Origin of the sequence: Streptomyces sp. TLI_171 (assembly GCF_003610255.1) — a bacterium.
Classification (GTDB): Bacteria; Actinomycetota; Actinomycetes; order Streptomycetales; family Streptomycetaceae; genus Kitasatospora.
This window is the reverse complement of the sequence record NZ_RAPS01000001.1, coordinates 752,033-765,358: the sequence shown is the minus strand read 5'-3', so window position 1 is coordinate 765,358 and position 13,326 is coordinate 752,033. Positions and strand designations below refer to the sequence as shown.

Sequence of the window (13,326 nt, the reverse complement as noted above, 5' to 3'; positions counted from 1 at the left end):
CCTGCTGGTTCACCTGCACGTGGACCGCCTGAACCACCACGGGCCGCACGGCCTGACCGCGCGCTGAGGCCCGCGCCTGCCGCCGTCGTCGCACCTCGACGGCTCCGGGCGCCGGCACCGGTCGCCGCACCGACCGGGCCGGGCCCGGCGGCAGGGCGGAGCCCACACCTCCGTCCCGCCGCCGGCCCCGGCCCCCCGGCACGTCCCGCCCCGTCGACCCAGGAGCACCCACCGATGAAGCCTCGCCGCCGAACCGCCGACGCCGCACGGCCGGTGAACCCGGCGCGGGCAGGCGACCGGCTGCTGTCCGCGGCGGTGCGCCGGGCCCCCGGCTGGACCGCCGCGCTGGCCGCCGCCAGCCTGACCGCCGCCGCCTGCACCCTCGCCCTGCCCGCCGCCGCGGCCGCCGCCGTCGACGCCGCCCTGCGCGGGACCGCCCCGCTCACCGCCGTCGCCACCCTCGCCGTCCTGCTGCTGCTGGTCGCCGCCGCCGACATGCTCGCCGCCGCCGCCGGCCCCGCAGCCACCGCCGCAGCCACCGCCCAGCTGCGCCGCCGACTCACCGCGCACATCCTCGCGGTGGGTCCCGCCGCCGTCCGGGCGTTCCCGGCCGGCGACCTGAACAGCCGGCTGGTCGGCGCGACCGCCCGGGCCGCCTCCGCCGGACCGGCCCTGGTCGGGGCCGCGGCCGCCGCGGCGACCTCACTCGGCGGACTGGTCGCCCTGGCCGTCCTGGACTGGCGGCCGGCCCTCGCCTTCCTGCTCACCGCCGCCCCCGCCGTCCTGGTGATGCGCCGCTTCCTGGCCGGCTCGTCCGAACTGTCGCTCGCCTACCAGCGGGCCGTCGGCCGGATCGCCGCCAGGCTCGCCGAGGCGATGCGGGGCGTGCGGACCATCCGGGCCGCCGGAACCGCCGACCGCGAGGCCGAGCGGGTCCTCGCCCCGCTGCCCGAACTCGCCGCCGCCGGAGGGAACCTGTGGCTCGCCCAGGCCGGCGCGGTCTGGCGGATGGGCCTGCTGCTGCCGCTGGTCGAGGTCGCCGTCCTGGGCACCGCCGGCCTCGGCGTCGAAGCGGGACGCCTGACCTCCGGTCAGCTGCTGGCCGCCGCCGGCTACGCGGCGCTCGGCACCGCGCTGTTCAACCAGGCCGACGCCCTGATGGGCCTGGCCGCCGCCCGGGCCGGCGCCCGCCGCCTGGTGGACGTCCTCGACCTGCCGATCCCGCCCGCCGGCACCCGCGAACCCGTGGACGGGCCCGGCGAGTTGGAGCTGCGCGCGGTCACCGTCCGGGTCGACGGCCGCACCGTGCTGGACGGCGTCCGGCTCACCGTCCCCGCGGGCGCGCTGCTCGCCGTCGTCGGCCGCTCCGGCTCCGGGCGCAGCACCCTCGCCGAACTCGCCGCCCGCCTGCGCGACCCCGACGAGGGCGCCGTCCTGCTCGACGGACTGCCGCTCGCCGAACTCCGCGAGGACGCCCTGCGCACCACCGTCGCCTGCGCCTTCGCCCGCCCCGGCCTGCCCGGTGGCACGCTCGCCGAAGCCATCGCCTACGGCCGGCCCGATGCCGGCGAACAGGCCGTCCGGGACGCCGCGCGCGCCGCCGAGATCGCCGGCTTCGTCGACCGGCTGCCGGCCGGCTACCGCACCCCCGTCGCCGAGGCTCCGATGTCCGGCGGCGAGGCCCAGCGGCTGGGCCTGGCCCGGGCCGTCGCCCAGGACGCCAAGGTGCTGGTCCTCGACGACGCGCTGTCCAGCCTGGACTCGGCCACCGCGGCGAAGATCGAGACGGTCCTGACCGACACCCTCGCCGACCGCACCCGTCTGCTGATCACCCACCGGGCCGCCACCGCGGCCCGCGCCGACCTGGTCGCCTGGCTGGACGCGGGCCGCCTGCGCGCCACCGGCCGCCACGCCGACCTGTGGGCCGCCCACCCCGACTACCGGGCCGTCTTCGACACCGACCTGCCGCCCGACGGGAGTTCGGCCTCCGCGTCCGATCGCGCCTCCGAGGGGTTCCCGTGTCCGGTTCGCTGACCACCGCCCGACCCGCCCGTACCACCGCGGTCGGCCGGGCCGCATCCGGCACCGCCTCGCGGCGGGCGGCCGGGTGGCGGCTGCTCGGGCGTGAACTCGCCTCCCGGCCGCGCCCGCTGGTGCGGGTCGCACTCTGGTCGGCGGTGGAGGCCGGGCCGCCGCTGCTCTCGGGGGTGCTGATCGCCGCCGCCCTCGACCGCGGGTTCCTGGCCCACCGCCCGTGGGCCGGGCTCGGCTGGCTGCTGCTGTTCGGCCTGGCCCTCGCGCTGCGGGCCGCCGCGGTGCGCCGGATCTTCCCCGCGCTCAGCGCGGTCGTCGAACCGCTCCGGGACGCCCTGGTCCGACGGACCGTCACCGGCTCGCTGCACGCCTGGACCACGGGCCGCGAGCCGCAGGACGCCGGGGCGGTCGCCCGTCTCACCGAGCAGGTCGAGACCGTCCGCAACCTGGTCGCCGCCCTGCTGCGGACCTTCCGGCAGACCGCGTTCGCGCTGGCCGCGGCCGTGCTCGGCGTGGCCGCGCTGTCCGGCCGGATCGCCCTGCTGGTGCTGCCGTTCACCGGCCTCGCCCTGCTGGTGCTGGCCGGCCTGCTGCGCACCCTGACAGCCCGTCAGCACTCCGTGGTGCTCGCCGACGAGGCCCTCGCCCGGGAGGCCGGGCCCGTCCTGGACGCGCTGCGCGACGTCACCGCCTGCGGGGCCACGGCCCGGGCCGGTGCCGTCCTCGACGCGGCCACCGACACCCAGGCGCGCGCCGTCGCCGCACTCGGCCGGGCCGCCGCGGGCCGCCGGGCCGTGGTGCTGATCGGGGCCCAACTCCCGCTGCTCGCCGTCGTCCTGGCACTGCCGGGGCTGGTCGCCGACGGGCTCCTCAGCGCCGGAGCGGCCGCCGGGGCCGTCACCTACCTGGTCACCGGGCTCGACCCCGCGCTGCGCTCGCTCACCACCCTGCTCGGCACCTGGGGGGTCCAACTCGACGCGGTGCTAGGCCGGTTGGCCGAGACCACCGCCGCCGCTCCGACGGCCGCCGGCACCCCCGACGCCGCCCCGCCGGGCCCCGGCGCGCTCGCCGCCCGCGGACTCACCTTCCGCTACGGGCCGCACGCCGCCCCCGTCGTCGACGGCCTCGACCTCGACCTCGCGCCCGGCGACCACCTCGCCGTCACCGGCCCCAGCGGGATCGGCAAGTCCACCCTCGCCCTGCTGCTCACCGGCCTGGAGACCCCGTCGGCGGGCGGCGTCCGGCTCGACGGCGTCCCGCTGGAACAGTTGCCCGCCGCCCGGCTGCGCCGCGAGGTGGCGCTGATCCCGCAGGAGGCGTACGTCTTCGCGGGCACCGTGCGGGAGAACCTCTGCTACCTCGCCCCCGACGCCGAACCGGCCGCGATCGGGGACACCGTCCGGGCGCTGGGCCTCGGTCCGCTGCTCGAACGGCTGGGCGGGCTGGACGCCGAGCTGGCCGCCCCCGGCGAACTCTCGGCGGGGGAACGCCAGTTGATCGCCCTGGCCCGGGTCCACCTGTCGCCCGCCCGACTCACCGTCCTCGATGAGGCGAGCTGCCACCTGGACCCCGCCGCCGAGGCCCGGGTGGAGGCCGCGTTCGCGGCCCGGCCCGGCACCCTGGTGGTGATCGCCCACCGTGCCGCCTCCGCCCGTCGGGCCCGCCGGGTGCTGCACCTGGACGGTGTCAGCGCGCACCTCAGCTCCGGTGCGGCGAAGGTGAGTTGACGGCCGGTCGGTCCGGAGCAGGCCACGACGGCGCGGGGTGTGGGAGCGAAGCGGACGGGTGCGGGCTCAGCCGGTGAAGGCCTCGATCAGCGTCCAGGTGGCCAGCGCGGCCATGCACAGGCCGCCGACCCGCTGGACGGTCTTCAACGGAACGCGCTTGGCGATGAACCTGCCGACCACCAGGGCCAGCGCGGACACCGACATCAGTGCGGCGGCCGAGCCGATCGCGGTGGGCAGCCAGCCGTTGGTGGCGGCCAGGTTGGCGGTGGTGATCTGGGTCAGGTCGCCCCACTCACCGATGAACACCGTCATGAACGCGGTGCCCCAGACCGGCCAGAACCCGGTGACGGTCTTCGCGCCGCCGTTCTCGTCGTCCTCGTCGCCGCCGGAGCGCAGCAGCACGAAGGCGCCGAAGCCGAACAGTGCGGCCGAGACCAGTTTCACGGCCAGGCCCGGCAGCAGGCCGAGCAGGCTGCCCGCGCCGACGGCTATCGCGACGTGCACCACGAAGGCCGCCGAGGTGCCGAACCACACGTACAGCGGGCGCATGCGGGTGCCCATGGCCAACGAGGCGAACATCGTCTTGTCCGGGAGTTCGGCGAGGAAGATCAGCCCGAAGGCGGTGAGCATCGCCAGGGGGTCGAAGGACATCGGAGCGCTTTCTGCAGGGGCCGGGCCGGAGGCTCGAACGGCACCAAGCAGGCGACGGGCAAACCTTTCGGCCCGGCACGACGAGACCTGACGCACGGTGGGTGCGGCAGGGCCATGCAAGGGCCGAAGGTCTCGTCCACCCCGGCCGGTTCGCCGCGGCCCGCAGGCCGGGACGGAAAAAATCCGTCCAGTATGTCGACCAGCGGTGTTTCGGGACTACTCCCCTTCGCTCCGTCGATTCTAGACGATCGCGGAACGCGGTCCGCGGCACCCCCCCCGGTCGGGAAGGGTCAGGCGATCCGGAGCCCGTCGAGGACGGCCCGCGCCCCGTCCAGGTACACCTGCCGGGGGTCGGCGGCGCCGGGCAGTGCGGCGGCCAGCAGCGGGAACGCGTCCGGCGCGGCGAGCCCGGCGCGGTCCTCGGCCGGCCGGTGCTCCAGCTCCAGCGCGCCGATCACGTACGAGACCAGCGCGTGCAGCGCCGCCGACCGGTGCGGTCCGTCCAGCCCGGCGGCGGCCAGCGCCTCCAGCAGCCACTCGCGCCAGCGCAGCGCGGGCAGGCAGCCCCCGTGGTGCCGGACCACCAGCGGCAGCACGCCCGGGTGCGCGCCGACCGCCTCGCGCATCAGCTGCAGCAGCTCCAGCAGCCGCTCCCGCGGCGGCACGGGCCGGGCGGCGGCCGGCGGCGTGGTGCGGGCGGCCTGGTCCAGGACGGTGCCGAGCGCCAGGTCCACCACCAGGCACTCCAGTTCCGCGCGGTCCTCGACGTAGCGGTAGAGCGCCATGGTGCGCCGGTCCAGCTCGGCGGCGACGGTGCGCATGGACAGCGCCGGGAGGCCGTCGCGGTCGATCACGGTGAGCGCGGCGGCGGCGAGCTGGCGGGTCGTCAGGGAGCGTGGGCGGGGCACGACTTGACAGCGTAGGGCATACGCCTACAGTTTTAGGCGTACGGTCTACACCTACGAGGAGCCACCGTGTCCCGACTGCAGTCCGGCACCACCGCCCCGATCCTCCCGACCACCGACACCACCGGCGCCGAGCTCCCGCCCGTTCCCGCCGGCGGGCTGCTGCACCTGCAGTTCCGCCGGTTCGCCGGCTGCCCCGTCTGCAACCTGCACCTGCGCTCCTTCGCCGTCCGGCACTAGGAGCTGCGTGCCGCCGGCGTGATCGAGGCCGCCGTGTTCCACTCGCCCGAGGCCGAGCTGCGCCCGCACGCCCAGGGCCTGCCGTTCCCGCTGGTCGCCGACCCCGACCAGCGCCTCTACCGCGCCTACGGGGTCGAGCGCGGCGTCCGGGCCCTGCTCGACCCCCGGGTCTGGCCCACCATCGCCCGCGCGGTCGCCCGCAGCGCCGTGCTGCTGCTGCGCGGCCGCGAGCGCCCGCCCGCCTCCCGTCCGCTCGGCGGACGGATCGGCCTGCCCGCCGACTTCCTGCTGGCCGCCGACGGACGGGTGCTGGCCGCCCACTACGGGGCCCACGCCGCCGACCACTGGGCCGTCGACCAGGTGCTCGCGCTGGCCGCCGAACTCCGGGCCGCCCCGCTGCCGCAGCACGGCTGACTCCGCCGTCGGCAGCGCGGCTCCGGGCTCGCGGCCCGGCTCCCCGGGGCGGCTGACATCGGTGGCGACTGGCCCGTTCTCGCCCTCCGGGCGGTCGCGCTCGGTCGGGGCGGGCGGGCATGGACATGGCTGGTGGGCGTGGCGCGGGCCGCCACGGCCGACGATTCGTGGACGGCCGGAAACCGGACAGATTGGCGTCGATGGGCCCGGCGTGCTTTCCCCGGCCACGGAACGCGAGTTAGCGTGACGGTGAGTTAGTTGCCCGAGGCATCCAAGTGCCGAGGTCCGCGCCGCCACGGCCCCGTTCACCCCGACCCGGCCCGGCGGCCCAACTGCCGGGAAGGGAACCCACGATGGCCACCGCCGCCCCGACCTCCCCCACCAGCCACCCCGCCCCGCGCGGCACCTGCCCGTTCGCGCCCCCGCCCGCCTACCAGCAGGCCCGGGAGGAACAGGCCGTCAGCCGCATCCGCCTCTGGGACGGCACCCCGTGCTGGCTGATCACCCGTCACCAGGACGCCCGCGACGTCCTCGCCGACCCCCGGTTCAGCGCCGACGCCACCCGCCCCGGCTTCCCGTTCCTCAGCGCCGGCGCCCGCGAACTCAGCACCGGCTCACCGACGTTCATCAGGATGGACGACCCCGAGCACGCCCGACTGCGCCGCATGCTGACCGGCGACTTCACCCTCCGCCGCACCGCACTGCTGCGCCCCGCGATCCAGCGCACCGCCGACGAACTCATCGACCGGATGACCGCCGACGGCCGCACCACCGCCGACCTGGTCGCCGACTTCGCCCTGCCGCTGCCCTCGCTGGTGATCTGCCTGCTGCTCGGCGTCCCCTACCAGGACCACGCCTTCTTCCAGGAGTGCAGCCGCACCCTGCTGCGCCGCGACGCCCCCGTGGCGGAGATCGCCGCCGCCCAGGACCGCCTGGCCGGCTACCTCGACGCGCTCACCGAGGCCAAGCGCCACCACCCCGACGACGGCATCCTCAGCCGGCTGGTCGCCCGCGGCGAACTCACCACCGCGGAGATCAGCACCATGGGCCGCCTGCTGCTGGTGGCCGGGCACGAGACCACCGCCAACATGACCGCGCTGTCCGTCCTCGACCTGCTCCGCCACCCCGACCAGCTCGCCCGCCTGCGCGCCCACCCCGAAACCACCCCCGCCGCGGTCGAGGAACTCCTCCGCCACCTCACCGTCGTGCACACCGGACTCACCCGGGTCGCCGTCGAGGACGTCGAAGTCGGCGGCGTGCTGATCCGGGCCGGCGAGGGCGTCGTCTGTCAGATCAACACCGCCAACCGGGACGAGCGGCGCTACCCCGACGGCGACACCCTCGACCTCGCCCGCGACACCCGCCGCCACCTCGCCTTCGGGTTCGGCGTCCACCAGTGCCTCGGCCAGCCGCTGGCCCGGCTGGAACTGGAGATCGCGCTGGAGACCCTGCTGCGCCGGCTCCCCGGGCTGCGGCTCGCCGTGCCGTTCGAGGAGCTGAGGTTCCGTCACGAGATGGTCGTCTACGGCGTCCACGCGCTGCCCGTCGCCTGGTGACGGCCGAGAAGGGAACACCGATGAACCTGCACGTCGACCAGGACCGGTGCTGCGGCGCCGGGCAGTGCGTCCTCGCCGCCCCCGAACTGTTCGACCAGCGCGAGGAGGACGGCCTCGTGGTCCTGCTCGCCGCCGAACCGCCCGCCGAGCTGCTGGCCGTCGCCGAGGACGCCGTCGCCGCCTGCCCCGGCCGAGCGATCCGGCTCGACCGCGGCTGAACCGGCCGGACCGGGCCGAACCGCGTCCCGCCCGCCCCGATAGGCTGCCGAACCGTCGAACAGTTCGAACAGTTCGAGCGGATCAGCCGGGCAACGGACGAGGGGGAGAACGGTGGGAGCGCTGTGCGAGGAGGGCGCCGGACCGACCCTGCCCGAGGAACTCGCGCCCAGCGGCCTCACCGACCTGCGCGGGCACCCCGGCCCACCGCTGACCCTCCGTTACCCCGCCACCGCCGTGGTGGTGGTCGGCGGCGTCCCCGGCAGCGGCAAGAGCACCCTGCTGCGCCGCTGGGACGTCGCCCGCACCGCCGTCGTCGACCCGCGCACCACCCGCCTCGCCTGCGAGGCCGCGATGCCCGACTGGCTCCCGTACCCCGCCTACCGGCCCGCCGCCCGGCTGCTCCACCTGCTGCGCACCCGCGCCGCGTTCGCCCGGCCCGGACCGCTGCTGGTCCACGACTGCGGCAGCCGCCGCTGGATGCGCCGGGCCCTCGCCCACTGGGCCCGGCGCCACGGCCGCGAGCTCCACGTGGTCCTGCTCGCCGTCTCCGCGTCCGAAGCGCTGGCCGGCCAGCACGCCCGCGCCCGCACCACCGCCCCCCGCACCTTCCACCTCCACCTCCGCGGTACCACCCGCCTCCTCACCGCCCTCGCCCAGCACGGCCCCACCGCCTTCCCCGCCGCCCGCTCCGTCGTCCTCGCCGACGCCACCACCCGCGAACGCCTCACCGCCGTCCGCTTCACCCCGGCCTGACCCCGGTCCCGCGGATGCTTCTGCTCAGTGAGTTCCTGTTCCGCTCCGACTTTCAGGTCGAGTTGGACGGACCACTGTTCGTCGCGGCGGGCGACCGGGTCGCCTACCAGGGCGACGGAGTCGTGGTGACTCGCTCGGGCGGCGAGCGGTTCGAGCACCCGATCCGCGACAGTCACTGGATCTGCCGCTGACGGCGTCGGGCTCACCACCCTCGGACCGGATGTGACGGGCCGTCATGCGGAGCATGGACTGCCTGGTACCCGGCGGCGGCGTCCCCGAGACACCCGGGCCCGCCGGGGCCGGGTCGGGGCGGGGCTTGGCGGCCGGCCGGTCAGGCCGGGTGCTGGATGCGGGGCCAGGGGCGGTCGGCTTCGAGGGCGTAGGCGAGTTCGAGGAGCCGGCGTTCCTGGCCGTGGGGGGCGGAGAGGTGGACGCCGAGGGGAGGCCGTCGGGGGCGGTGGGAGTGGGGAGGGCGAGGCCGGGTGCCCCGGTGACGTTGTGGACGGGGGTGAAGGCGACGTAGCGCTGGAGGCGGGAGAGGAGTTCGTCGAAGGGGACGTTGGGGCTGAGGTGGCCGAGCGGCGGGGTGGTGTGGGCCAGGACGGGAGAGAGCACCACGTCGTGGTGGTGGAAGACGTCGGCGTAGGCGGGCGTGGCGGCGCGCAGTCGGCGCAGCACGCCCGGGGTGCGGTGGAAGCGGCGGTGGAAGGTGGAGCGCAGGCCGGAGGTGAGTCCGTCGAGGCCGGCGGCGCGGAAGGTGGGGTCGAGCAGGAGGCGGCCGGTGGCGGCGATCAGGAAGGCGATGAAGCCCCAGTAGAGGGTGAAGTCGCGTTGGAAGTCGGTGCCGAAGGGCAGGACGGCGGGTTCGATGCGGTGGCCCATCGCCTCCAGGCGCAGCGCGGTGTCCTCGACGGCGCGGCGGGTCGGCGCGTCGACCTCGGCGAGCGGTGAGCCGAGGACGACGCCGATCCGCAGCGGGCGGTCGCCCGGGCCTTCGACCAGGCCGAGCGGCGGGAGGGCGGGGTTGCGGTGGAGCTGTTCGGCGGCGGCGAAGAACGCGGCGGTGTCGCGGACGGAGCGGGTCAGCACGCCGTCGGTGACCAGGTCGATGGGGAGCCGGCGGCCCTGGTCGTTGGCGACCAGCCGGCCCCGGGTGGGTTTCAGGCCGATCAGGCCGCAGCACGCGGCGGGGATCCGGATCGAGCCGCCGCCGTCGTTGGCGTGCGCGATCGGGACCACGCCGGCGGCGACCAGTGCGGCCGCGCCGCCGGAGGAGGCGCCCGGCGAGTGCGAGGGGCGCCACGGGTTGCGGACCGGCTCGGCGCTCGCGTACTCGGTGGACGCGTTGAGGCCGAACTCGGGCAGCCGGGTCTTGCCGAGCACCGCCAGGCCCGTGCCGAGCAGTTGCTCCGCGAAGGGGGCGCTGCGGCGGGCGGGGCGCGGGCGGAAGGCGGCGCTGCCGTGGCCGGTGGGCATCCCGGCCAGGTCGACGTTGTCCTTGAGGTAGGTGGGGACGCCGTGCAGCGGCGCGTCGGCGCCGCGCCCGGAGCGGTGCGGCTGCTGCCGGTAGTCGGCGAAGGCGACCGGTGCGAGCGCGGCGTCGACCCGGGCGGCGCGCGCGGCGGCCGCGGCGGCGAGTTCGCCCGGGCTCACCGCCCCGGAGCGGACCAGCGCCGCCAGTGCCACCGCGTCGTGCTCGCCCAGTGCGTCGTCGCCGAACGCGTGGACCCGTTCGCCGGCCATCCCGACCCCCTGCTGTTACTCGCCGGTAAGGTACTTGCCGGGCCGAGTGTAGGGCCGAGGACGCCACCGGGACAGAGCACGACGCCGGGACGGCGCACGACACCCACCCCGGTGGCGGATCAGTGGCCCCGGGCGATCCACTCCTCCAGGTGCGGCGCCTCGGCGCCGACCGTGGTGGAGTCGCCGTGCCCGGTTCGGACGACCGTCTCCGGCGGGAGGGTCAGCAGACGGCCGCGGATCGAGTCCACGATGGTCGGGAAGTCGGAGAACGAACGCCCGGTCGCGCCCGGTCCGCCCGCGAACAGGGTGTCTCCGGTGAACACGGTGCCGAGCTCCGGCGCGTACAGGCTGACCGCGCCCGGGCTGTGGCCGGGGGTGTGAAGGACCGTCAAATCCGTTCCGGCGACGGTGAGGTGCTGACCGTCGGCGAGCGGGGCGTCCGGCTTGCGGTCGGGGTGGGTCTGTCGCCACAGCACCTCGTCGGCGGGGTGCAGCAGGATCGGCGCGCCGGTGCGGTCGGCCAGCGCCGGGGCGGCGTCGACGTGGTCGTTGTGGGCGTGGGTGGAGACGATGGCGACCAGCCGCCGCCCGCCCAGCGCGGCGAGGATCGCCTCGGCGTCGTGGGCCGCGTCGATGACCAGCGCCTCCTCGTCGTCGCCGAGGATCCAGACGTTGTTGTCGACCTGCCAGGTGCCGCCGTCCAGGCTGAACTCGCCTGCGGTGACCAGGTGTTCGATCCGGGCGGCCATCAGAACAGCACCACCGAGCGGAGCACCTCGCCGCGCTGCATGCGGGCGAACGCCTCCTCGACGCCGTCCAGCGGGATGGTCTCGCTGACGAACGCGTCCAGGTCGAGCCGCCCCTGCAGGTACAGGTCGATCAGCATCGGGAAGTCCCGGTCGGGCAGGCAGTCGCCGTACCAGGAGGACTTCAGCGCGCCGCCGCGGCCGAACACGTCCAGCAGCGGCAGCTCCAGCGTCATCTCCGGCGTGGGCACGCCCACCAGCACCACGGTGCCCGCCAGGTCGCGGGCGTAGAACGCCTGCTTGTACGTCTCGGGGCGGCCGACCGCCTCGATCACCACGTCCGCGCCGTGCCCGCCGGTCAGTTCGCGGATCGCCTCCACCGGGTCCACCGAACGGGAGTCGACGGTGTGGGTGGCGCCCAGGCCCAGCGCGGTGGTGAGCTTGCGCTCGTCGACGTCGACGGCGATGATCCGGGCCGCGCCGGCCAGCCGGGAGCCGACGATCGCCGCGTTGCCCACGCCGCCGCAGCCGATCACCGCGACGGTGTCGCCCCGGCCGACCTGACCGGTGTTGATCGCCGCGCCGAGCCCGGCCATCACGCCGCAGCCCAGCAGGCCGGCCGCGGCCGGGGAGGCCGCCGGGTCGACCTTGGTGCACTGGCCGGCCGCGACCAGGGTCTTCTCGGCGAACGCGCCGATGCCCAGCGCGGGGGAGAGCGGCGTGCCGTCCTCCAGCGTCATCTTCTGCGCGGCGTTGTGGGTGGCGAAGCAGTACCACGGCCGGCCGCGCCGACAGGCCCGGCAACGGCCGCACACCGCACGCCAGTTGAGGATCACGAAGTCGCCCGGCGCGACCTCCTCGACGCCCGGGCCGACCGTCTCGACGACGCCCGCCGCCTCGTGCCCGAGCAGGAACGGGAACTCGTCGTTGATCCCGCCCTCCCGGTAGTGCAGGTCGGTGTGGCACACCCCGCAGGCCTGCACCCGCACCACCGCCTCGCCCGGCCCCGGGTCCGGCACCACGATCGGCACCACCTCCACCGGTGCGTCCTTCGCACGCGCGATCACACCCCGGACCACCTGAGCCATCCGACAACCCCTCTCCGCACACGGCGCGGTCGCGCCTGCAGCCGAACCTACGCCGATCCTCCCGCGAATCGGCCGATTCGGTCCGGCGGGTCCCCGGTTACCCCTGCGCGGGCGTCAGTTCGAACACCGCGGTGTCGAACCGGTGCCCGTTGACCTGGAGTTGAAGGGCGTGCTCGCCCGGGTGGTAGACCCGGGTGCTGATCGGCCGGAACGAGTGACTGCGGGTCAGCTCGGCGGACGCGCCCGGCTCCAGGTTGCGCTTGGTGAGTTTGAAGACCTTCGGCGACGTCCGGCCGTTGGCCTTCCGGTGGTGGACCACGTAGTCGATGACCAGCGACACCGGCGCGTCGGAGACGTTGGTGACCCGGGCGGTGAAGGTCAGCGCGCCGCCGACCGGCACTTCGGCCCGCTCCAGCAGCGGCCCGAGCACCCGCAGGTCCTCCCGCCCGCCGTGGAAGCCGACCAGCTCCAGCGCCGCCGGGTCGCCGTCCTTCACCAGCGTGCGCATCGCGTGCCGCACCACCGAGGCGGTGGCGCCGTCCGCCCGCCGGGCCCACCCGGCGGCCGTCGCGGTGGCCAGCCCGGGGTCCAGCCGGGACAGGTCGTTGAGGTGGTTGGCCACCGAGCGGCGCACCACCTCGTCCTCGTCCCGGTACAGCGCGTCCAGGATCGGCAGCGTCACCCCCGGCGCCGCCGTCAGCGCCGGAACCTGCCGTGCCCACGGCAGCCTCGGCCGGGTGCCCTCCGAGGCCAGCCGGCGCACCGCCGGGTCCGGCGACCGGGTCCAGGCCAGCGCGGCGGCCAGGCTGCGGTCCAGGTCGGCGAGCAGGAAGCCACGCAGCGCGAACTCGGCCGTCAGCCGCGGTGTCAGCTCCGCCAGCAGGTGCAGGCCGTCCGCGAAGTCACCGCCCGGTGCGGTGGCCGCCGTCGCGACCGCCTCGCTGACCGGCCAGATCATCCACCCCGTCAGCTCCGGCCGGGCCAGCGCCGCCCGCACCGCGGACGCCAACTCCCCGTAGCCGCCGCCGACATCGGCCAGCATCGCCGCGCCCACCGTCCGGGCCCGCTCGCTCAGCCCGAGCGCGCCCAGGCCCGCCGCGCTCCCGGTGACCGCCCGCCAGTCGGACGCGCGCGGCGCGGCCTCCCGGAGCACCGCCGCCAACCCGTGGACGGTCCCGGCACTGATCAACTCGTCGGCGGTGGGCACAGCTGCTCCATGGGTAGATCGAACGGCACCGGCGTTCCCCGGT

13 protein-coding genes and 1 pseudogene are annotated in these 13,326 nt (G+C 76.1%); 8 read left to right on the top strand and 6 right to left on the bottom strand.

The genetic code is table 11. The features are described from left to right. Positions 1–234 precede the first annotated feature (234 nt). Positions 235–2,034 carry an ABC transporter ATP-binding protein gene (locus BX266_RS03525; RefSeq protein ID WP_099897465.1) on the top strand — a complete coding sequence of 600 codons (1,800 nt, stop codon included), beginning with the start codon at positions 235–237 and terminating at the stop codon, positions 2,032–2,034. Then, positions 2,019–3,761, top strand: coding sequence for an ATP-binding cassette domain-containing protein (locus BX266_RS03520; RefSeq protein ID WP_099897464.1), 1,743 nt, complete (start codon positions 2,019–2,021; stop codon positions 3,759–3,761). The genes BX266_RS03525 and BX266_RS03520 overlap by 16 nt, the downstream gene beginning before the upstream one ends. A gap of 66 nt (positions 3,762–3,827) precedes the next feature. On the opposite strand, the gene BX266_RS03515 is transcribed toward BX266_RS03520, so the two are convergent. Both BX266_RS03515 and BX266_RS03510 read right to left on the bottom strand, forming a co-directional pair. Beyond that, entirely contained in the window at positions 3,828–4,412 is a 585-nt protein-coding gene (locus BX266_RS03515) for a TMEM165/GDT1 family protein (protein ID WP_099897463.1), read from the bottom strand. Positions 4,413–4,702: 290 nt separating this feature from the next. Then, complete coding sequence (locus BX266_RS03510; RefSeq protein ID WP_099897462.1) at positions 4,703–5,320, bottom strand: TetR/AcrR family transcriptional regulator C-terminal domain-containing protein; 618 nt, start codon at positions 5,318–5,320, stop codon at positions 4,703–4,705. Between the two features lie 66 nt (positions 5,321–5,386). On the opposite strand from BX266_RS03510, the gene BX266_RS39670 reads away from it, so the two are divergent. From BX266_RS39670 to BX266_RS38340, 6 genes are all read left to right on the top strand, one after another. After that, positions 5,387–5,557, top strand: a complete 171-nt coding sequence (locus BX266_RS39670; RefSeq protein WP_259464520.1) for a hypothetical protein — start codon at positions 5,387–5,389, stop codon at positions 5,555–5,557. A gap of 3 nt (positions 5,558–5,560) precedes the next feature. Beyond that, on the top strand, positions 5,561–5,971 hold the full coding sequence (locus BX266_RS03505; RefSeq protein ID WP_399171215.1) for an AhpC/TSA family protein: 411 nt from the start codon (positions 5,561–5,563) through the stop codon (positions 5,969–5,971). A 353-nt stretch (positions 5,972–6,324) separates the two neighbouring features. After that, entirely contained in the window at positions 6,325–7,527 is a 1,203-nt protein-coding gene (locus BX266_RS03500; RefSeq protein WP_099897461.1) for a cytochrome P450, read from the top strand. A 20-nt stretch (positions 7,528–7,547) separates the two neighbouring features. Then, the gene (locus BX266_RS03495) at positions 7,548–7,745 is read left to right on the top strand and encodes a ferredoxin (RefSeq protein ID WP_099897460.1); all 198 of its coding nucleotides are present in this window, start codon (positions 7,548–7,550) and stop codon (positions 7,743–7,745) included. A gap of 112 nt (positions 7,746–7,857) precedes the next feature. Next, complete coding sequence (locus BX266_RS03490) at positions 7,858–8,499, top strand: AAA family ATPase (protein WP_259464518.1); 642 nt, start codon at positions 7,858–7,860, stop codon at positions 8,497–8,499. Positions 8,500–8,513: 14 nt separating this feature from the next. Next, positions 8,514–8,690 (top strand): hypothetical protein, encoded by a 177-nt coding sequence (locus tag BX266_RS38340; RefSeq protein ID WP_180290363.1) that lies wholly within the window; start codon positions 8,514–8,516, stop codon positions 8,688–8,690. Between the two features lie 140 nt (positions 8,691–8,830). Here the strand turns inward: BX266_RS38340 and BX266_RS03485 are convergent. From BX266_RS03485 to BX266_RS03470, 4 genes and pseudogenes are all read right to left on the bottom strand, one after another. Further along, positions 8,831–10,242, bottom strand: a pseudogene (locus BX266_RS03485) (amidase). Between the two features lie 119 nt (positions 10,243–10,361). After that, a complete protein-coding gene (locus BX266_RS03480) occupies positions 10,362–10,991 on the bottom strand; it encodes an MBL fold metallo-hydrolase (RefSeq protein WP_099897458.1) in 630 nt (209 codons plus the stop codon). After that, positions 10,991–12,076 carry an S-(hydroxymethyl)mycothiol dehydrogenase gene (locus BX266_RS03475; RefSeq protein WP_099897457.1) on the bottom strand — a complete coding sequence of 362 codons (1,086 nt, stop codon included), beginning with the start codon at positions 12,074–12,076 and terminating at the stop codon, positions 10,991–10,993. Before BX266_RS03475 ends, BX266_RS03480 begins: the two co-directional genes overlap by 1 nt. 97 nt (positions 12,077–12,173) lie before the next feature. Further along, positions 12,174–13,283, bottom strand: coding sequence for a DNA alkylation repair protein (locus BX266_RS03470; RefSeq protein WP_099897456.1), 1,110 nt, complete (start codon positions 13,281–13,283; stop codon positions 12,174–12,176). Between the last annotated feature and the right edge of the window lie 43 nt (positions 13,284–13,326).

What these genes read in the sequence shown, in the direction of transcription:
- BX266_RS03525 (WP_099897465.1), top strand. Translation starts at nt 235, where the DNA reads ATGAAGCCTCGCCGCCGAACCGCCGACGCCGCACGGCCGGTGAACCCG.
- BX266_RS03515 (WP_099897463.1), bottom strand. Translation starts at nt 4,412, where the DNA reads ATGTCCTTCGACCCCCTGGCGATGCTCACCGCCTTCGGGCTGATCTTC.
- BX266_RS03500 (WP_099897461.1), top strand. Translation starts at nt 6,325, where the DNA reads ATGGCCACCGCCGCCCCGACCTCCCCCACCAGCCACCCCGCCCCGCGC.
- BX266_RS03495 (WP_099897460.1), top strand. Translation starts at nt 7,548, where the DNA reads ATGAACCTGCACGTCGACCAGGACCGGTGCTGCGGCGCCGGGCAGTGC.
- BX266_RS38340 (WP_180290363.1), top strand. Translation starts at nt 8,514, where the DNA reads ATGCTTCTGCTCAGTGAGTTCCTGTTCCGCTCCGACTTTCAGGTCGAG.
- BX266_RS03480 (WP_099897458.1), bottom strand. Translation starts at nt 10,991, where the DNA reads ATGGCCGCCCGGATCGAACACCTGGTCACCGCAGGCGAGTTCAGCCTG.
- BX266_RS03475 (WP_099897457.1), bottom strand. Translation starts at nt 12,076, where the DNA reads ATGGCTCAGGTGGTCCGGGGTGTGATCGCGCGTGCGAAGGACGCACCG.